This is a genomic window from Siphonobacter sp. SORGH_AS_0500, assembly GCF_002838835.1.
In the GTDB taxonomy this organism is placed as follows: Bacteria; Bacteroidota; Bacteroidia; order Cytophagales; family Spirosomataceae; genus Siphonobacter.
Genome location: NZ_NHPP01000003.1, coordinates 193836 through 213329, shown reverse-complemented (window position 1 = coordinate 213329; position 19494 = coordinate 193836). Strand labels below are relative to the sequence as shown.

The 19494-nt window shown below is 45.3% G+C and carries 16 protein-coding genes; 6 read left to right on the top strand and 10 right to left on the bottom strand.

The window, feature by feature from the left end:
* Positions 1-8 precede the first annotated feature (8 nt).
* The 3 genes from rodA to mrdA are packed head-to-tail and all read right to left on the bottom strand — an operon-like array spanning position 9 to position 3307.
* Positions 9-896, bottom strand: coding sequence for a rod shape-determining protein RodA (gene rodA, locus BWI96_RS04660; RefSeq protein WP_369804070.1), 888 nt, complete (start codon positions 894-896; stop codon positions 9-11).
* Positions 893-1291 (bottom strand): FtsW/RodA/SpoVE family cell cycle protein, encoded by a 399-nt coding sequence (locus tag BWI96_RS23135; RefSeq protein WP_369804067.1) that lies wholly within the window; start codon positions 1289-1291, stop codon positions 893-895. Before BWI96_RS23135 ends, rodA begins: the two co-directional genes overlap by 4 nt.
* A gap of 39 nt (positions 1292-1330) precedes the next feature.
* The gene (gene mrdA / locus BWI96_RS04655) at positions 1331-3307 is read right to left on the bottom strand and encodes a penicillin-binding protein 2 (protein WP_106635525.1); all 1977 of its coding nucleotides are present in this window, start codon (positions 3305-3307) and stop codon (positions 1331-1333) included.
* Between the two features lie 483 nt (positions 3308-3790).
* Between mrdA and hslU the strand changes: the two genes are divergently transcribed.
* Together hslU and BWI96_RS04645 are read left to right on the top strand one after the other, a co-directional pair.
* Complete coding sequence (gene hslU / locus BWI96_RS04650; RefSeq protein ID WP_106635662.1) at positions 3791-5185, top strand: ATP-dependent protease ATPase subunit HslU; 1395 nt, start codon at positions 3791-3793, stop codon at positions 5183-5185.
* Between the two features lie 38 nt (positions 5186-5223).
* Entirely contained in the window at positions 5224-5562 is a 339-nt protein-coding gene (locus BWI96_RS04645; protein WP_106635524.1) for a DUF3592 domain-containing protein, read from the top strand.
* Positions 5563-5633: 71 nt separating this feature from the next.
* Here the strand turns inward: BWI96_RS04645 and BWI96_RS04640 are convergent, their stop codons facing one another.
* Positions 5634-7175 carry a DUF5723 family protein gene (locus BWI96_RS04640; protein WP_106635523.1) on the bottom strand — a complete coding sequence of 514 codons (1542 nt, stop codon included), beginning with the start codon at positions 7173-7175 and terminating at the stop codon, positions 5634-5636.
* Between the two features lie 308 nt (positions 7176-7483).
* On the opposite strand from BWI96_RS04640, the gene pfkA reads away from it, so the two are divergent.
* Complete coding sequence (gene pfkA / locus BWI96_RS04635) at positions 7484-8458, top strand: 6-phosphofructokinase (RefSeq protein WP_106635522.1); 975 nt, start codon at positions 7484-7486, stop codon at positions 8456-8458.
* Positions 8459-8517: 59 nt separating this feature from the next.
* Here pfkA and BWI96_RS04630 read toward each other — a convergent pair whose 3' ends face one another.
* Positions 8518-9276 carry a YdcF family protein gene (locus BWI96_RS04630; protein WP_106635521.1) on the bottom strand — a complete coding sequence of 253 codons (759 nt, stop codon included), beginning with the start codon at positions 9274-9276 and terminating at the stop codon, positions 8518-8520.
* A 102-nt stretch (positions 9277-9378) separates the two neighbouring features.
* Between BWI96_RS04630 and BWI96_RS04625 the strand changes: the two genes are divergently transcribed.
* Positions 9379-10809, top strand: coding sequence for a TlpA family protein disulfide reductase (locus BWI96_RS04625; RefSeq protein WP_106635520.1), 1431 nt, complete (start codon positions 9379-9381; stop codon positions 10807-10809).
* Between the two features lie 336 nt (positions 10810-11145).
* Here the strand turns inward: BWI96_RS04625 and BWI96_RS04620 are convergent, their stop codons facing one another.
* The 3 genes from BWI96_RS04620 to BWI96_RS04610 all read right to left on the bottom strand — a co-directional run bounded on the left by BWI96_RS04620 (position 11146) and on the right by BWI96_RS04610 (position 13675).
* Positions 11146-11985 carry a sugar phosphate isomerase/epimerase gene (locus tag BWI96_RS04620; RefSeq protein ID WP_106635519.1) on the bottom strand — a complete coding sequence of 280 codons (840 nt, stop codon included), beginning with the start codon at positions 11983-11985 and terminating at the stop codon, positions 11146-11148.
* Between the two features lie 45 nt (positions 11986-12030).
* Entirely contained in the window at positions 12031-12936 is a 906-nt protein-coding gene (locus BWI96_RS04615) for a DUF58 domain-containing protein (protein ID WP_106635518.1), read from the bottom strand.
* A 238-nt stretch (positions 12937-13174) separates the two neighbouring features.
* Positions 13175-13675: a septal ring lytic transglycosylase RlpA family protein gene (locus BWI96_RS04610; RefSeq protein ID WP_106635517.1), complete on the bottom strand. Its 501-nt coding sequence runs from the start codon at positions 13673-13675 to the stop codon at positions 13175-13177.
* A 470-nt stretch (positions 13676-14145) separates the two neighbouring features.
* On the opposite strand from BWI96_RS04610, the gene BWI96_RS04605 reads away from it, so the two are divergent.
* On the top strand, positions 14146-14466 hold the full coding sequence (locus BWI96_RS04605; protein WP_106635516.1) for a DUF3276 family protein: 321 nt from the start codon (positions 14146-14148) through the stop codon (positions 14464-14466).
* Between the two features lie 215 nt (positions 14467-14681).
* Positions 14682-15785, top strand: a complete 1104-nt coding sequence (gene ychF / locus BWI96_RS04600; protein WP_106635515.1) for a redox-regulated ATPase YchF — start codon at positions 14682-14684, stop codon at positions 15783-15785.
* An 86-nt stretch (positions 15786-15871) separates the two neighbouring features.
* Here the strand turns inward: ychF and BWI96_RS04595 are convergent, their stop codons facing one another.
* Positions 15872-17167, bottom strand: coding sequence for a DUF5103 domain-containing protein (locus BWI96_RS04595; RefSeq protein WP_106635514.1), 1296 nt, complete (start codon positions 17165-17167; stop codon positions 15872-15874).
* Positions 17168-17313: 146 nt separating this feature from the next.
* The gene (locus BWI96_RS04590) at positions 17314-19251 is read right to left on the bottom strand and encodes an ABC-F family ATP-binding cassette domain-containing protein (RefSeq protein WP_106635513.1); all 1938 of its coding nucleotides are present in this window, start codon (positions 19249-19251) and stop codon (positions 17314-17316) included.
* Between the last annotated feature and the right edge of the window lie 243 nt (positions 19252-19494).

Genomic DNA, 19494 nt, shown 5'->3' with positions numbered 1-19494 from the left:
GCAAGCCTCTAAACCCGAGACATAATCAGTGAACGCTGGGAGTCGAGTTTTAAAAAGATGAAAAGCAGGATGGTAAACGACCATAACCCCGAACCTCCATAACTAAAAAAGGGCAGCGGAATACCGATCACAGGCATGAGTCCAATCGTCATGCCTATGTTAACCAGAAAGTGAAAAAAGAAGATGGATACTACCCCATATCCATACACTCGGGCGAACTTAATTCGCTGTCGTTCAGCGAGAAATATTAAACGAAGAATTAAAGCTATTAACAAGCCAATGACCACGAGACTCCCGAAAAATCCGTGTTCTTCCCCTACCGTACAGAAAATAAAGTCCGTACTTTGTTCGGGCACGAAATCAAACTTCGTTTGTGTGCCTTGCAGGAAGCCTTTGCCAAAAACGCCCCCCGAACCAATCGCAATTTTTGACTGAATGACGTTCCAGCCCGCCCCCCGTTTATGGCTGTTGGGATCAATTAATACCTCTATCCGTGAACGCTGGTGCGGAGCGAGAACATTATGGATGAAGAAGTCGGTAGCCCAGACCACAACCAGACAACCCACATAAATAAGTCCTATGGTAACATACGTCTTCCGAGTTCGCTCATACCGGGGCATAAAGAATAAGACCATACCAGCAATGACTGCAAGAACAATGGCGATAGTCAGGGTATCGACTGTAAGAGCCAGAATCAGTAAGGTCGCTGAAACGATAATAATGGAGGGGTAAATGCCCGGTAACCCTTCCCGATACAGCATCAATACCAGCCCAACAATCACCAGCGTTTGTCCCGTTTCTCTCGATAACAGAATCAGCAGAATGGGAATTAACATGAAAATCGCCACCGTAAACTGATCCTTAAACTTGGCTAAATTCGTTCCCGGCGTGCTCAGATACTTGGCAATGGCCAGGGCAGTAGCATCTTGGCAACCTCCGCCGGCTGAAAGCCAACCGGCCCAATTCTAAACCACGAGTGCGAACCTTTAATATCAGCCCCCAGAACCAGAACGCCAACGAGTAATAAGAGAATAAAGCCGTAGATATAAAAAGCAAACGTCTCCCAGAATCGGTAGTCAATCACCAGAATGGCGATAATAAGTAATACCGAAAAACCCGCAAAGACCAATTGCTTACCTGAGTTTGTCTCAAAATTAAAGATACTTATGGGTTGCTCGGGGTTATATACAGCGGCATAGATATTCAGCCAGCCGATTACCACGCAAGCCAGGTACAGGGCTATTGTAACCCAGTCAATTCGATTTAAAATGCTATTCTCGCGAGAAGCCAATTTCGTAGGGTATTAGAATCAGTGAAGTACCTGCGGCGATCAATATAAATCGGACAGGAAATCGTTAACTGAGAAATTCGGTAGTGCCTTGGGGGTTGCCGGAATGGCAATTACTTTACCGTTTTGCACGATGAGCGTTTGCTTCCCTGCTTCAGGCTTTGCCAGCAACTTTTTCTTTTTTGACGGTTCGGGTAAACGTAACAAATACTTATTCATCATTTCCCGTTCCAGGCCTTTATGCGTTACCGTGCCTTTGATATACTTCTCGGCTACCATCATGGCAATGGGAGCAGAAGTTGTCCCTCCCCACCGGCCATAATCGACGATAGCCGCGATAGCAATCTTGGGGTTATTCCGAGGGGCAAAACAAATAAAAACCGAGTTATCATCCTGACCGGGGCGGTTTTGAGAAGTACCCGTCTTTCCACAGATTTCAAGATCAGGAATCACTGCCGCCCGCATCACCGTACCGTTCCGCACCGCGTCTGACATGCCTGCAATCAGCGTCTCGAAGTGCCGGGTGTCGATGTCCACTGAATGTTTTTCCCGGTATTGCGGGAGTGGATCGTTTTTCGGAGAACCAACGGCCCGCACCAGGTGAGGGGTAATATACCAGCCCCGATTGGCAATAATAGCCGCTACATTGGCCAGTTTAGTGGGGGTAACCAGCAACTCACCTTCCCCAATCCCTACGGAATAAATATTGGAAAATTTCCAGTTATTCTCCCCTTTGTTTCGCTTGTTGTAATAATCAACGTCGGGTAATAAGCCCGTTTTTTCGTAAGGTAAATCTACCCCCAGCTTCTGACCGATTCCAAATTTTGCAACCCGATCATGCCAGCGGGTTAAGCCCACTTTCGATTTTTTGTAAACGTCTTTTTCGTCGTTGTTGTAGATAATCCGACGAAATACGTGATAAAAATACGGGTTACAGGAAAGCTGAATGGCCCGGTGCAAGTTACTCGAACTTGCTCCACAGTGGCAGTTCATCCGAATGCCGGAGTGACCTAATACCGTACTGGGGCTAATGGCCCCATCCTGTAATCCGACCAGTGTCTCAATGGTCTTAAAAGTTGACCCCGGACGATACGTTCCCTGTAAAGCCCGGTTTAACAAGGGATTAAAGGGATTCAAAGCCAGCTTGGCGTAATTCTTCGAATAGTTACGTCCTGACAACAATTTAGGGTCGTACGAAGGCGAGGAAACCATAGCCAGAATCTCTCCCGTATTGGGCTCAATCGCAACCAGACTTCCTGATTTATTCTGAAATAAACTATCCGCGTATTGCTGTAAATCCAGATCGATGGAAGTATAGAGGTTTTTTCCGGCGATGGGCGAAATATCCGCACTTCCCCCCTTCCAGGGCCCTTTCACAACACCGTGTACATCCTTCATGATGTACTTCATGCCGCGTTGCCCCCGCAGGGTTTCTTCGTAATAACGCTCCAGTCCACTCTGACCGATGTAATCCCCCTGACGGTAGTAACTCTCACCTTTTTCTTCCTGGTCTTCCAGTAATTTAGGACTTACCTCCGCTACATACCCCAGGGCATTAGCCATAGTGGAAGTATTATACGTTCGGAAAGCACTGGTTTCAAAGGTAAAGCCGGGGTAGTCTACCATCGCATCCTGAATGCGGGCAAAGTCTTCTACCGATAATTGACGCATGAATAAAGACGGCTTGAACTTGGAATACGTCCGAGCCACCGAATACATGCTATCAAACTGCATTTTCGTAACACCCAGCAGATTACATAACCGAAGCGTATCTGGTATACGGGCTTTCTTAGGTGTGATGTATAAATCATAGGTAGGGGTGTTATACACAATCAGATTACCCTTACGATCATAGATTTGACCACGATACGGGATCTGTACTACCTTCTCAATTGCATTATTCACGGCAGCTTCCGAGTACCCCTCGTCCACCACTTGTAAGTAAAATAACTTCGCCAGATATACAAGGGCCACCAGCACTACTACCCCTTGTATGATTCCTCTTTTAACTTCTTGCATATTTCCCCGAAAAATTCTCGGAATCAGTCAATTTCCTTTACAAAATTTGTAGTTTTTAAAGGATTTGGCAAGTGGAAAGTTCAAACTTTATAAAATTTAATTTGAACACCCAAAAGCCGATCTAAGCTCTAACGAAGAAGGTACTTCCGTTATTTCAGAGTTATTCCTCATACGCGTTTCGCTCGCCCGTGCTTTTCTACTTGAGAGTAACGGTTCTCCAGGCTTTTCCTGACAAATTTTCCGATTTACAGTTTGAATTTACTTACTTTAAAAAAGTTATTGAAAGAGGCCATCAAACAAACATAACAAACTATTATTCAGTTGTTTACCAATAAATCTTCATCAAGTAAATCCTCAAAATTTTGACCATTTAAACAAAAATAGTGAGGTATCCAGGTTGCTAGAATAATATTTGTAAGTAAAAGTGAGTATGTGAAAGAGTCAGGCTTTGCCCTGGACTCATGGAAAGAAAACAGCATTGGAATGTCAAAAAATCTCGAAGCTCTTACGCCCCGCCAGATTGTAGCGGAATTGGATAAATACATTATTGGACAACACGAAGCGAAAAAGAACGTAGCCATTGCCCTGCGAAATCGCTGGAGACGCATGAACGCTCCGGCAGAAATGCAACGGGAGATCATGCCGAACAATATTCTGATGATTGGACCCACGGGTTGCGGTAAGACCGAAATTGCTCGTCGTCTGGCTCAACTGGCTGATGCTCCTTTCACGAAAGTGGAAGCGTCCAAATTTACCGAAGTAGGGTATGTAGGCCGCGATGTTGAAAGCATGGTTCGCGACCTCGTAGAGCAAGCCATTCATATGGTTCGGGCCGCCAAGAAAGAATCCGTGAAAGAGCGGGCGGCTCAGGCTGTGGAAGAAGTCATTCTGGATGCCCTCATTCCTTCGGTGAAACAACCCGCGGGTTTTCATCCACATTCGGCTTCTATTACTTCCGAAAACATTGAAAATGCGTCAGACGCCGAACTGAACGAACGGACGCGGGAACGTTTTCGGGAAAAAATCAGATCCGGCGAGATTGATGAACGCAAGATCGACATTGACGTACAGCAAAGTGCTTCACCGAACATTGGCGTCATGGGCGGCCCGATTGACGATAACTCCATGATGAACATTCAGGAGATGATTTCCGGCATGATGCCCAAGCAGCGGAAGAAACGCAAGGTAACCATTGGCGAAGCCAAGCGAATTCTGCTGGACGAAGAAGCCGCCAAACTCATCGACATGGATGAAGTGAAGGACGAAGCCATTCGCAAAGCAGAAAATCTGGGAATTATTTTCATTGATGAAATTGATAAAGTAGCGGCCAAAAGTGGCGGCTCCGGGCCGGACGTTTCCCGCGAAGGGGTGCAACGGGATTTATTACCCATCGTAGAAGGTTCCACCGTCAATACGAAGTACGGGGTTATTCACACGGATCACATCCTGTTTATTGCCGCCGGTGCCTTCCACGTTTCAAAGCCCAGCGATCTTATCCCTGAGCTTCAGGGTCGTTTCCCGATCCGCGTAGAATTACAGCCCCTAACGCAGGCCGATTTTGTTCGGATTTTACAGGAACCCCGCAATGCCTTAACCCGTCAGTATGAAGCTATGCTTCGGGCCGAAGGCGTAGGATTAACCTTCAATGACGAATCGCTTCAGGCTCTGGCGGAAGTCGCCTTTCAGCTTAATACCGAAGTAGAAAACATCGGTGCCCGCCGATTACAGACCGTAGTAAGTCAGTTGTTAAATGATGTATTATTTGACATTCCCGACCAGATTGGTCCCAATGCTCAGGTAGTAGTTACGAAAGAACTGGTCGATCAACGGCTGGCCGGACTGGTGCAAAACCGCGATTTGAGTCAATATATTCTTTAAATCAAAAGGAGAGCACCCCTCTCCTTTTTTACCCGACCATGGTTGTTTTTGGAGTTATCATTATTATTCTCGGAGGCATGGCCTTCATGATTGGCTGGACGATTTTGAATAAACGTCGGGACTGGATGAAAAACACCGCCCGCGTATTAGGGCTGGTTGAAGAAGACCGGATTGTCTATGAAGTGGATGGAAAAAGCTATGCTCTTCGGGTAACCAGCACCAATATCAAAGGCCGCAGTTTACCCATTCGGTATTCGCTTCAAAATCCGGGTCAGGCTCGAGTGGATGCTCCTTTGGCAACCTGGCTGGCTCCGGCCTTTTTTATGTTACTCGGCTCAGGCTTACTCCTGACGGGCATTGGCATGGTGAAGGGTTAATCACATGCATCACCCAACAAAAGAGCCGGCTGAGAAATCAGTCGGCTCTTTCGTTTATCTCCTTTTCTTCTTCAGAAACCAAAAATTCCTCTCTTCTCGGTCTCAGGGTAACACTTCAATTGTGATTCTGGCGGTTTCCGGTAAATCGGAATCTGTAGGCCGAAGTGAAATTCCATGCCTTTGGGGTTACCAATATTGAACGTAGGGAGGATGTTATCAGAACCCACATACAAAATTCCGGCTCTCGCCCCAATCCCCATTGCTACTCGGCTGTAGTTGTCGGTTAATGAAAACGGTACGGCTACTTCAAACCATTTGGCTTCATATCGAGGCGTAACCGCCAGTAGAGACGGCATCGTAAAGTTTACATTCCTGTTCGAAACAAATCCTTGTATAACCATTGCATTTACATAAACCTTGTCCTTTACCAGATAGTCCACGCTGGCCTGCAAACGGGTTGGTAGCAGCGTTCGGTAAACAGAAACCTGATCCTCAGGCGATGACCTCAAAGTTTGATTTAACCCATCCATGACTCCTGGTAAGCCCGGCGATTGGCGAAAGTTGCTTTCATTCAGAATCAGCCCTGACCTTTGTAAATCATAAGCTTCTACATAGTTGGGGTTTTTATACGAAACCCGGCCAATGTCCAGCAGGGAAACACTCACCCGATACAGGTATTTATTCTTGCTATTATCCTTCAGCATTTGCCCTTTTTCACGGTAGGAATACTTTCGAACATCCGGACGGTATTCATATACGAAACCCAGATCTGCTCCCCAGCCACTGCCCGCCGAGGCATTTCCTAATAACCAGGCGGGACTAAAACTGGCATTACTATAGGCTCCTTCGTTCGTCATTCCATACTGAGCCGAGAGATTGTTCAGCCGAACGTAGGCTCCATTAGGTACGCTGGGATCGGTGATGTACTGATAGTTAATATTCTGACCATGAATGTGGGATTGCTGTAAACTGATCAGACGTTTGGCGGTAATGCCTACTTTGATAAACTCTTCCTCATCATCCAGCAGCACCCGGGCATAGGTTCCCGAAAGTTCAACCAGAGCATTGGTATTTGCATGTAAATGAGCTCCAAAATCCTCAGGTTCAATTCGACCACTGACGACCGTTCCGTTTTTCAAAAGCCTTGCTACGGATTCAGAAACGTTCGTGGCGGCAGCTCCTACCCTCAGGCGAGAGTTGATGGAGATTGCATTTTTGTTGTTAATCGTAAATAGCACACCAGAGCCCCGAATTTCGGCCCCAGCCCGAACGTGCTTGTCTCTTCCGTTTAACTTCTCCCGCAAATATTCCTGATCCCTGAAAATAATGCCGTTATTTGGTCCCCGGTATTTAGAAGGTACGGTATTGGTCATCATCTGAAAGGGCGAATAAGGAGCCTGCCATACCAGATAATTATTGTAGAAGTACGTTTCAAAACCCGCTAGGTGAATCTGAACCTTATAACGAGAGTCAGCAGCCGTAGCCGGATTAAGGTAAACACCATGCACGCCGGCGTAATTACTGCTACTCTGACCGAGTAAAAACTGGGCTTGCACCCGTTCACCTGAGGTGATACTGAAAAGTATTAAAATAATGGGAAGGACTCGTTTCATACGCACAGACCCTATCACTTTGGCTTGAGCTTCGGGTAAAAGGCAAAAGATTTTATTGGATTTATTTAAGAACGATCATTTAGGTGGATTTGTTGAAAAGACCTGATAAACTTGTTTATAGGTACTTAGAATTCAGCAAAAAAAGTTTGTTTCTTATTAAATTACCATGAACTCCCGGTTTTTTAAACTTCACTAAACCAATAGACTGAAAGAAGCTGTAAATTTGCAGAAAGTTTAGAGGGAACCTAGTGAAAATTTTCCAAAATCCCATTTACAACCAATAATTAAACACGGGCTTGACCACAAATATGAAGCGTATTGCAGTGTTTACCTCCGGAGGAGATGCTCCAGGCATGAACGCCTGTATCCGGGCGGTAGTCCGGGGAGCAATGTACCATAAAGTAGAAGTTTTTGGTATTCGTCGGGGGTACAGCGGCATGATCGAAGGCGATATCTACCCTATGACATCCCGCGATGTCTCTAATATAATTCAACGAGGCGGTACTATTCTGAAATCGGCACGCTCTCGTCGCTTTATGACGCCAGAAGGCCGTCAGGAGGCTTATAATAATCTTAAAGCACTGGGTATTGAAGGTTTAGTAGCCATTGGTGGCAATGGAACCTTCACCGGAGCAGAGATTTTCTTTAACGAATTCAAAATCCCTACGGTAGGTGCTCCCGGTACTATCGATAATGATTTATACGGAACGGATTATACCATTGGTTACGATACAGCGGTAAATACCTCCCTCGATGCCATCGATAAAATTCGTGATACGGCTGATTCTCATGATCGCGTTTTCTTCATCGAAGTAATGGGTCGTGACTCGGGTTATATCGCGATTCAGTCAGGTATTGGCGGCGGAGCCGAGTTTGTAGTGGTTCCCGAAGATCATTCTGAACCCGTTTCTGCGGTTATTAAAACGCTGAAACAAGGTTTTGTAAAGAAAAAATCTTCTTCTATCGTTGTGGTAGCTGAAGGTGAAAAGGAAGGTCGTGCGACCGAAATCGCCGAAAAAATCAAGAAAAGCATCGACGTTGAAGTAGACATTCGCGTGACTACGCTGGGTCACATTCAGCGGGGTGGTGTTCCTTCGGCTCAGGATCGTATCCTGGCCAGCCGTTTAGGTCTGGGAGCCATTGAAGGCTTACTACGTGGACAGAAAAACGTAATGACAGGCGTAGTCAATAACCGTCTGGTTTATACGCCTTTCATTGAATGTATTACCAAGGATAAGCCCATCTCTGACGATCTGCTCCGAATGGTTCACATTCTTTCTTAAGATCAAAAAGAGCTGGCAGGGTTTCCTACCAGCTCTTTTTGATCTTTCTTGGAGCTGCATTACGCATAACCCAACACCGAATACACGACATAGCCCAGCATTTCGTGCACAACCCGATAGAGGCAATACAGGTTATACTCTTTCGGAATCAGTAATTGATCCAGCGTATATAACTTGTCACTTGCGTAAAAATCCGTTGGGTAAGGGCTTATCTTGAGATTAACTTTTTCGAAGCAGCCTACGGCCCTCCGCATGTGATAGGCAGAGGTGACTAAAACGATTTTCTGCTTCGTCCCCCGTAATAACTTCGCAGTATTAACGGCGTTTTCTCGCGTGTTACGTGAGGTTCCTTCTAGCATAATATCTGCTTTCGGCACACCTGCCACTTCCAGTAAGTACGCGGCAGCCCTACCTTCCGAAGCCGAATCCGCCTGAGCGGAGACTGAGCCCGAACCACCAGAAATGAGAATTTTTTTGACCTTCCCTTCTTTGTATAAAAACAGAGGCTGAAGAATCCGATCGGCGGAATTTCCAAAAAACATCTGGTCACCTTTCTTGTCGGCAATGCCTCCCGTTAGTACCACCGCCAAATCGTATTTTTCCTGAGGCCCCATCGTTCTTGGAGCATACTCCCACATACGTAAAACCTGATTTACAAAAAAGCCATTACTCATCACATACAAGCCAATCAGGGTAGCAATCACCGCCCGTTTTCTGCGTCGGGGTGATTGAGTTGACACAGCCATCACCAGTCCGTAGAACAGAAAGCTGATGGGCATTAATAAGTAAAAGAAAATTTTAGAGAGTATAAAGAACATAGATTATGAAGGTTTTCGTTGTAGGAAAAAGGGCTTCCTTAGCAAAGGTCCGCAACTTTATTCGATTAACCCTTACCTTTGGCTATCCATTTCTTTTACTCTATGCGTTACGTTTTCTCCCTCATCCTGCTGACTTTCTTCAGTTATACGCTCTCGGCCCAGTCAGGCTACAAGATTACCGCACACATCAAAGGGTTACAGGACAGCACCTGTTATCTGGCCTATTACACAGGCCTGGGGAACGGGCAGTTTTTCGTTCAGGATACGGCCAAAGCCGATGCTGAGGGAACTATTACATTCACCGGAACCAAAAAATTACCCGAAGGCCTCTACGTGATTTCCATCAGTCAGTGGCGGCTGTTTGATGTCATTGTTGACGCCGATCAGCAATTTGAGTTGTTCACCGATAAGGAAAGTGTGGCCGAAGGAAATCCGCCCAAGAACATGAAGGTAACGGGCTCGATGGAAAACACGCTTTTCTACGAGATGAATAACCAGATGAAAGCCCGAATGGCAGCCCTGCAACAGTTACGCCCCCAGGCTCAGACCGACCCGAAGGCGGCCGAGCAGGTAAAGGCTATTCAAAAAGAATTACTGGATTATCGTAAAAAATTCATCCGTGAACATGCGGGTTCGTTTACTGCTCAGTTATTCAAAGCCGCCGGAGAACCTGAAGTCCCTACCGCTCCCAAGTTACCTAACGGGAAAACTGACTCTACTTTTGCCTATCGTTATTATAAAAAACATTACTTCGACGGGGTTGATTTAACCGATGAACGTTTGTTACGCACACCATTCCTCCAGCAAAAACTAGATTATTACTTTGATAACCTCGTGCATCAGCTTCCCGATTCACTCATTAAAGAGGCCGATTTCTTAATGTCACGGGCGAAGGGGAACGAAATGCGTCGTTATGTGGCGTATCGCATTACCAGCAAGTACGAGCAATCACGGGTGTTAGGCACCGAAGCTCTTTTCGTGCACATGGGCGAGAAGTATTACGTCGGTGAACCAGTACTTTGGGACTCCAGCACGGTAAGTAATTTTAAAAATCGAATCAAGATTCTTAAACCTTTGCTGACTGGTAACAAAATCCCGAACATGTATCAAACCGACACCCTGGGTAAGCCCCTGAATCTGTATGACGTAAAAGCAAATTATACGGTTCTGGTGATTTACGCAGACGATTGTAGTCACTGCCGGGAATCAACGCCGAATCTGAAAAAGTTTTATGAGAAGTATAAAAGCAAAGGTGTAAAAATTTACGCTACAGATTTACGTCGCGATGTGAATGAATGGAAGAAGTTCATTCACGAGTTTAAAACTCAGGATTTTATTAACGTAATCGACGTTCATAAAGACGCTCAGGGCAAAACCGTTCATTACACAGATTATCTTAATACATTCGACGCCCAGGCTACGCCAACCATTTACGTGCTGGATAAAGACAAGAAGATCTTAGCCCGTCGTTTCCCCGTCGATGAACTGGATAAATACTTTGAGTTTTTGCTTAGCCAGCCGGGTAAGAAGTAGGTTGTTCGTTATTAGCGGCCGCCGCTGCGGTTGTTAGTTGTTTATATTTTTTCTTTCGTATTATAAAGGTTGTTTAAGATTTATACTCACCGCAGTCGCTCGGCTCTGCCGAGTGACCCATTAGTAGTAGGCCTCTGGCCGTCTGAAGCAAAGAAATATAGTACGAAACAAAGAGCTTGACTAACTTGAAAAGCTTTTGCATCCTACCTTCCTTATCGCAGGAACGAGATGGATTCTTGCATCGGAGATTAGTTATGATTTTAAATGTCATTTTTAGACAGACAAGAAAAGGCTGGCCGAAAAATCGGCCAGCCTTTTCTCATTTTCGTGCTCCGCTTATAGTTTCTTTAAGTAAGCGATAGTCTGAGGCACCTGCTTATTTACATTCGGACTTTCGTCTTCGATGTAATAATGTTCAATGGCCGATGATTTCTTGGCTGCTTTCATAATGGCGGGTAAATTCAATTGGCCCGTTCCTAAGGCCACATCATTTTCCACGGGCGTTCCACCGGATAAGTTACCCTTTACTCCCTTTTTCAAATCTTTCAGGTGCATAAGCTTGAAACGTTTGCCGTATTTTTCCAGAATAGCCACAGGATCATGTCCGGGAAAAAACGTCCAGAGAATATCCATCTCGAAACTTACGTACTTGGGGTCCGTTTTCTGAACGATGTAATCGAAGAGTGTACCGTTTTCGTAAGGTTCAAATTCAAAGCCGTGATTGTGGTAACAGAAGGTCAGGCCGTGGTTTTCTTTCAACAACTTCCCTACCCGATTAAAATTCGCAACGGTTTCTTCCGCCATTGCCAGCGTAAAGGGACCATTATGAGGAATCCAGGCTACCCGCACGTATTTAGCTCCCAGAGCTTTCGCATTCTGGGCTACTTCATCGGTTTTGTTCAGAAAATCGTCGTAGCTCACCCCAAAGGAAGAGCATTGCATTTTTCGTTCATCCAGTAACTGGCGGATATCTTGAGCCTTACGACCAAAGAGGTTCGAGAATTCCATGTCTGTAATGCCAAAAGCCTTGATCGTATCCAGCGTAGCGGCAACGTCTTTTGCAAAACTGTGCCGATAGGTATACGATACCATGCCTGGTTTCTGCGGAGAAGAAGGCTTTTGAGCGTAACTCGACAGGGACGCCAGCAGGAAAAGGGGTACTAATTTTTTAATCATGGTTCAGACGAATTACGAATCAGGAGCGGTGTATCACACACGCGGTTAACGCATTTTTGACCGCTTTACTAAATAAGACGAAAGAATGGGGTCAAAACCCTGCGAAATATCTGCTTCGATGAAGTCGATTTTATACTGGTTACATTTCATCCGCAGTTCGTAATAAAATTTCTGAATGGCCGTCCGGTAATAGTCTTTCACCTGTCCGGGCTGCACCCGAACTTTCTCGCCACTTTCCAAATCAATAAACTCATACGGACGCTCCTCAAAATCAAATTCCTCCTCCGTTTTCCGATCGGTTACGTGGAAGAGAAGCACCTCGTGGCGGTTATGCTTGAGGTGTTGTAACGCCGCGAAGATTTTATCTGCGTTTTCAATATCATCGAACATATCGCTGAAAATAATAACCAGCGAACGACGATGTACCTGTTCGGCAATCTGGTGAATCACTTCCGCAACAGCCGATTTTCGGTTCGGTTTCGGCTGCTGTAGTAGCTGTTGCAGACTCACAAAAATCTTATGAATGTGCGAAGCGGTAGATCGGGTGGGCAACTGTAATTCTACGGCATCTGAGAAAGTCGTCAGTGATACCGCGTCGCGTTGCTTTTGTAGTAAGTAAGATAAAGCCGCCGCTGCCAGAATACTGAAGGTAATTTTCCCATGCGAAGGCTCTGGGTAATACATTGAAGACGACGTATCAATCAGTAAATGACAACGCAGGTTCGTCTCTTCTTCGTAGCGTTTCGTATAGAGTCGATCCGTCTTCCCAAACACTTTCCAGTCCACGTGACGCGTGCTCTCGCCGGTATTGTACAGGCGGTGCTCGGCGAACTCCACTGAAAAACCGTGGAAAGGAGATTTATGCAAACCAGTGATAAACCCTTCAACCATTTGTCGGGCCAGAAATTCGATATTACCGTATTCGCGAGCTTTTGTCAGGTCCAGAGCCATGCGGTGGGTTTAGAGTGAAAACGAATGCATTTCCAATATTTAATAACGGAAAAACGCGGGAAAGTTTTGAGACAAGGCAGGAAAATTCTTTCGGAAAGGTCAAAAAGAAACCGCAATTTTCGGGAAGTTTCAAGAGACTGAACCTTTTATCTCTATTCACTAACGAAAATTGCGGTTAAAAAAAGCTGCCGCTGAAACATTAAATTGGTACACTTTCTGTACCTCCCTTGTAATTAATCTACTCTCGTGCTGCCATGTCCGCTCTGGCGGTAATCGTGGAGTTATCTTCGAGAAGATAGTGTTTGGGTCGTAATAAAACTACTCCGTTTGTACCAACGACCCTAAGGTTTACTTTAACGATGCCATCTTGGGTCATGCCCAATTTTCGGGCGGCATCATAGGAAAGATCAATATCGCGATTCTTTCCAAATGGCCCACGGTCAATTACTCTGACAATGGTTTTGCGGCCATTTTTGAGATTTGTCACTTCGATCATGGAGCCGTATGGTAGTGTCTTATGAGCACAGGTACCATTTTTTAATCGTTCTCCACTGGCAGTGACTCTACCAAAGTATTGTTTGCCGTAGTAAGTAGCTCGCCCTTTATATTCTTTTCCCAGCGGTTTTTTTACTGGGGGATATTTAGTGTAATATACCGAATAATGAGCCTGAGCAATACAGGGTAAAATACTTAGGTTCAGTAACAATGCTGTTACTGCTCTACGTGTCCAGCTATTCATAGGCAGTTCGTTTTGTGGTTCAAAGAACTAACGTTATGCTTCAGCAGCGGCGGGAGCACTTTGGGCGAATTGCCATGAACTGAGTAGAGTTCATGCACAAAGGTAACACCTATTTTTAAAACGGAAATAATTTTCTCATTTTTACACAAAAGATTGTTCAAAAAGTTATACGTTTCTAAGAGGTTGACGATTGACATTTGCTTGCTTTAATAGTATATTGGGCGTGAAGGATTTAGCCAATAATTCTTCTGTTCAATGCCTGTGCACTAAAATTAACTTTTGAATAAGAAAAAGGTTTTAAATTTATTCGTTAGATACATATTTTACTCAAGCTGTCCTTTTCATTTTAATACTCATACTTACATATTCTATCGTTTTTAGAAAACAGTCCCTTATTTTCTACGTTTTTTTTGCGTCCAAAGGCTTTCTTTCTATTTTTACGAGCGATCAAACCATAAACTTCCAAAATTGTGGCTGAAAAAGAACGAGAAGAACTCTACTCGAAACGTGTAAAGGCTGGCAAGCGGACTTACTTCTTCGACGTGAAATCCACCCGTGCCAACGATTACTACATTACTATTACTGAAAGTCGTCGTTACCCTCAGGGAGATGGTTTTGCTTACGAGAAACACAAGATGTTCCTGTACAAGGAAGATTTTGACAAGTTTGTTGATGCTCTCAAAAATGCCGTGGACCATGTGAAGACGGAACTGATGCCTGAATTCGATTTCTCTCAATTCGCTGCTCGTGAAGAAGATGATGAATATCGTAGCGATCTGAAATGGGATTAACCACAATCGTTCCCTTATGATTAACTGATACCCCTAACAGTTTTATCTGATTGTGAAGATCTTGAGAAAGCCTTTGCCGTGGCGAAGGCTTTTTTGTTGGTTTATAGTTGTACCTTTGCGGTTCTGATTCGTACGCTATTCAAACTAGTTTTGTTTTCAATCGAGTCAGTCGAACTGATTATCACTGATTTTTAAATCAATATCTTTCGCCAACCATGGGTTTGCAATGTGGAATCGTGGGCTTGCCGAACGTCGGAAAGTCAACGTTATTTAGTGCTATATCAAGTGCCAAAGCCGAAGCGGCTAATTATCCTTTCTGTACGATTGAACCTAACGTTGGGGTGGTAGAAGTGCCCGACGAACGTTTGAAAGATCTGGAAAAACTGGTTAATCCCCAGAAAGTAATCCCAACGATCATTGAGTTTGTGGACATTGCCGGGCTGGTTAAAGGAGCTAGTCAGGGTGCAGGTCTGGGTAATAAATTCCTAGCGAACATTCGGGAAGTTGATGCCATCATTCACGTGGTTCGTTGCTTTGAAGATGATAACATCGTTCACGTAGAAGGCCGGGTTAACCCCATTTCTGATAAAGAAATCATCGATTATGAGCTTCAACTGAAAGATTTGGAAGCCGTAGATCGGAAGCTGCAACGCATTGAGAAAGCCGCTCGCACGGGTGGTGATGCCAAAGCCAAAGCGGAAGTTGAGGTATTATACCGTTTCAAGAAAACGCTGGAGCAGGGTAAATCAGCTCGTACGGTTGAAGTTTCAGAAGAAGAGAAAGGTGCCGTTGCAGATCTGCACTTATTAACGATTAAGCCCGTTATCTACGTTGCCAACGTCGATGAAACGAGCCTGACGGAAGGTTCCAACGAATTTGTGGAACAACTGAAAGCCGCCGTTGCCGAAGAAAAAGCAGAGGTTATCGTGATCTGTGCGGCCATTGAAGCCCAAATTGCCGAAATTGAAGATCTGGAAGAACGCCAGATGTTTCTGGAAGAATACGGTTTGCAGGAGTCTGGTCTGAGTCAGTTAATCAAGGCTTCTTACAGCTTATTGAACCTGATTACTTACTTCACCGCTGGCGTAAAAGAAGTACGGGCCTGGACCATCCAACGGGGCTGGAAAGCTCCTCAGGCTGCCGGGGTTATTCACTCGGACTTCGAGCGTGGTTTCATCCGGGCTGAGGTAATCAAACTGAGCGATTACAATCAGTATAAAACGGAGCCTGCCATCAAAGAAGCGGGCAAAATGGCGGTTGAAGGCAAAGAATACGTGGTTCAGGATGGTGACATCATGCACTTCCGTTTCAACGTATAAGCAGCCTCTCTAAGTTAAGTTCATAACGAAAAAGAGCGACCCGATCAGGTCGCTCTTTTTCGTAGTGTCGGAAGAGATCACTCCATTTAATTATGAATCACCTGATAGCCTACCAGTTGATCGGCCCGACTACCGGGAGCCCGATGATAGATAAAGATTTCGTACGTATTTTGAGTTACGGAATACGAGCCTTCAATGGGCTGTTCATCCGCCTTTTTACCATCTGCACTGGGCAAAGCGTACATGTAGTTATACACGCCCTGTTTGCACAGAATGGTGGCCTGATACCCTGCGGCGGCCTGCTCATAGTGCATCTGATTTTCTTTCCTTAACTCAAAGAAATTAAAACCACCCACCACATAAGGTGTTTTCCCACCCTCCCAGGGTTCGGAACGCAGCGTAAAGGTTACCGGGAAATAATCCGGATCGCCGAAATCATCACGGGTGGAAATGGCGAATTGCCCGTCCAGGTCGTTTTGTTGCAGGTAACTTTTACCCGCCTGCAAATCGTCCGGGAACAAATAAACAGCATTGTAATTAGGCGTAAAATCCAGCTTGGCTACGCCGATGCCTTTGATCTGGCGGCTGCGAATATCAAAAACCCGAAACTCGTTACTTCCCGGAAAGACATTTTCATTGTTAAAAAACCGATATTCCAGCATCCGGTCAAATTCCTGCACCATATAAGGCTTCAAACCAGCGATGGTGCGGTCCCAGCGATAATTCTGCCGCAACACTACGTATAAATCCTGCTTGGGGTTGAGGACCGGGTAATTCCCATATTTCACGGAAAAATCGAGTTGCTGATGACTATTGCGGAGGGGAATATCCTGAGCAAAACTAATTCTCCCAGCCGCTATGATTTGCTGGTTAAAGGCCATAAACCGACGCGTAAATACAACATCCGACTCCCGATGGCCTTTGTAAACCACTACTACGAAGTTACCACTGACTTTCACCCTCGGTAACTCCAGCCAGTAATGAGCATAGCCCACCTTGGTTCCCTGAGCAATTTTGACGTCATAAATCGGGAATTCATTGAAATCCGGCAAAAACTCTACGTCGTTCAGAGCGGACGGCTTCCAGTCGGCATTACAATGCAGAATTTTAGCCCGGAATTGAGGCTGCTCCTTGCCGAGCCAGTCGAATTCCAGCCGCATCGTTCCACCCTGATTCAGGTCCAGCACGGGCGGTTGTAAAATATCATTACTACTTACGCCACCCGTAGGGTACACCAGCGGCGTTTTAATGGATTCATCGTAGATAAAATCTTCATACGAAATCGTACCGCTCTGGCGACGCGTTTCGATTACCTGAGCAATGAGCTGATTAACCAGAAAAATAAGGCCAATGGCAAGTATGAACGGGGTTAGCACTTTCATAACAGGCTTTATAGGGTGAATAAAAAACGCTGACGAAACCAATGTCAGGCAAAAGTTTCATCAGCGTTTTCAAGGATAAGTAGTTGATCAATTGATAGTCAATATTTTACAACCTAACCAGGCATTCTATAACTAATGATTCGACTCTAAATCATTTTTTCCAGACTTTCTACTTCCATCATCGCCTCTTCCCAGGCATCGTTCGCCTGAGACAGTTGCTTCTTGATGTCTTCGTAAGACTGCTGAATTTTTGTAAACTGTTGAGTGTCGCTGTAAATCTTAGGATCGGCCAGTTGAGCTTCCGCATCGGCCTTTTTAGCTTCCAGCGTACTTACTTTCTTTTCCAGTTCTTCTACCTGCTGCTGCACCTTTTTCAGTTTCTGCTGCCACTGCTTTCGCTCGGCATCCGAAGCAGAGGTTTGAGGCTTGGCAGGCTTCACTTCCGCTGGTTTCTCCGTTTTCACCGGAGCTGATTCCTTACGATTTGCTTCGCGTTCTTCCTGCCAGTTTACATACTCATCATACGTACCGGGGTATTCCTTGATCTGTTCATCTTCGATGTACCAGATTTTAGTCGCTACTTCCGAAACGAAGAAACGGTCGTGAGAAACAATGACATACGTTCCTTCGTATTGTTGCAGAGCCTGAATCAGAATGTTCACCGAGATCATGTCCAGGTGGTTAGTGGGCTCATCTAATAACAGGAAGTTGGCTTCCGAAAGTAACATTTTCGCCAGAGCTACCCGCGATTTTTCGCCCCCGGAAAGTACTTTAATCTTCTTGAACACATCGTCGTTCGAAAACAGGAAACAGCCCAGAATGCTTCGTAACTGAGCTTCCGTCTTATCCGTCCCCATTTCCCGAAGTTCTTCAATCAGCGTATTATCAATGTTCAGCGACTCCAACTGGTGCTGAGCGTAAAACGCAAAGGCCACGTTGTGCCCCAATTGCCGTTTCCCCTCGATGGGTTCCGTTCCGGCAATGATTCGCAGTAAAGTAGACTTACCCTTTCCGTTGGCTCCAATCAGAGCGATTTTATCTCCACGCGAAATGAAACTATTCGTATCCGTCAGAATTCGTTTTTCGCCATACGCTTTTGATACATCCTGTAACTCGAAAATATTCTTCCCGGGCTGAGTCGCCAGCGTAAACTTGAAGTTTACCCGAGCCGTTTCGTCAATTACGTCATCCACGAAATCCATTTTCTCAAGGGACTTCACGCGGCTTTGCACCTGACGAGCCTTACTGGCTTTGGCTTTGAAACGTTCAATAAAACGCTCGGTCTGGCGAATTTTCGCCTGCTGGTTTTCGTAAGCTCCCTTCTGGATTTCGTTTCGTAAAGCCTTTTCTTCAATGAAGAACGAATAATTGCCGGGGTAAAAATTCAATTTACCGCCCGTTACTTCCACGATAGCGTTTACGCAGTTATCCAGAAAGAACCGGTCGTGGGAAACGATCATTACCGCTCCTTCGTAGTTACGAACGTAGTTTTCTACCCACTCAATACTCGGTAAGTCCAAGTGGTTGGTAGGCTCATCTAAAAGCAACAAGCTTGGTTTTTGCAGGAGCAATTTCGCCAGCATCACCCGCATTCGCCAACCCCCGGAGAAGCGTTCCAGAGGAGTATTGAGGTCTTCAGTTTTAAAGCCTAGCCCTTCAAGAATTTCTTCGGCTTTCGACTGAATGGTGTAGCCATCCAACGCTTCGAATTCTTCCTGGTAGTTGGCTAGTTTGTCAATCAGCTCATCGCGATAGTTCGTTTCCATTTCGTGAAGAACCTCGTCGATTTTCTTTTGCAGAACCATTTCCCGCTCAAACGCCTGCATGGCTACGATCAGGATGGATTCCTTGGATTCATAACTCAACAAATCCTGATTTAAGAAACCAATCGTACAATCCCCAGACTTGGAGATAGTTCCTCCGTCGGGCGTATACTCTCCTACGATTAGTCGCAGAAGCGTGGATTTTCCCGTTCCGTTCGCCCCAATCAGGCCGATCCGATCTTTGGGTTTAATATGAAGAGAGGCCTCGTCGTATAATGCCCGACTGCCAAAATAGAAACTTAGATTCGTGATGGAAAGCATAAGAAAGAAACGGACGGCCCTTCGCACCGCCCCGAATGAATATCAAAAGTACAAATCTGCCGTCAGAAGTTTGATATAATGTACAGGAGTTTACGTAGAATCATTAAAAAGTTTGCTCAGAAAAAGACTTGGAGAGTTTTACTTTTCAATCACATTTTATTGGATAAATATAACATTTTCAATAACACCGTATTTCTTGAAATAATTCAACGAGCGGCAGGATGTCCGTGAAGCTAGACCATA

What these genes read in the sequence shown, in the direction of transcription:
- mrdA (WP_106635525.1), bottom strand. Translation starts at nt 3,307, where the DNA reads ATGCAAGAAGTTAAAAGAGGAATCATACAAGGGGTAGTAGTGCTGGTG.
- hslU (WP_106635662.1), top strand. Translation starts at nt 3,791, where the DNA reads ATGTCAAAAAATCTCGAAGCTCTTACGCCCCGCCAGATTGTAGCGGAA.
- BWI96_RS04645 (WP_106635524.1), top strand. Translation starts at nt 5,224, where the DNA reads ATGGTTGTTTTTGGAGTTATCATTATTATTCTCGGAGGCATGGCCTTC.
- BWI96_RS04640 (WP_106635523.1), bottom strand. Translation starts at nt 7,175, where the DNA reads ATGAAACGAGTCCTTCCCATTATTTTAATACTTTTCAGTATCACCTCA.
- pfkA (WP_106635522.1), top strand. Translation starts at nt 7,484, where the DNA reads ATGAAGCGTATTGCAGTGTTTACCTCCGGAGGAGATGCTCCAGGCATG.
- BWI96_RS04630 (WP_106635521.1), bottom strand. Translation starts at nt 9,276, where the DNA reads ATGTTCTTTATACTCTCTAAAATTTTCTTTTACTTATTAATGCCCATC.
- BWI96_RS04625 (WP_106635520.1), top strand. Translation starts at nt 9,379, where the DNA reads ATGCGTTACGTTTTCTCCCTCATCCTGCTGACTTTCTTCAGTTATACG.
- BWI96_RS04620 (WP_106635519.1), bottom strand. Translation starts at nt 11,985, where the DNA reads ATGATTAAAAAATTAGTACCCCTTTTCCTGCTGGCGTCCCTGTCGAGT.
- BWI96_RS04615 (WP_106635518.1), bottom strand. Translation starts at nt 12,936, where the DNA reads ATGGCTCTGGACCTGACAAAAGCTCGCGAATACGGTAATATCGAATTT.
- BWI96_RS04610 (WP_106635517.1), bottom strand. Translation starts at nt 13,675, where the DNA reads ATGAATAGCTGGACACGTAGAGCAGTAACAGCATTGTTACTGAACCTA.
- ychF (WP_106635515.1), top strand. Translation starts at nt 14,682, where the DNA reads ATGGGTTTGCAATGTGGAATCGTGGGCTTGCCGAACGTCGGAAAGTCA.
- BWI96_RS04595 (WP_106635514.1), bottom strand. Translation starts at nt 17,167, where the DNA reads ATGAAAGTGCTAACCCCGTTCATACTTGCCATTGGCCTTATTTTTCTG.
- BWI96_RS04590 (WP_106635513.1), bottom strand. Translation starts at nt 19,251, where the DNA reads ATGCTTTCCATCACGAATCTAAGTTTCTATTTTGGCAGTCGGGCATTA.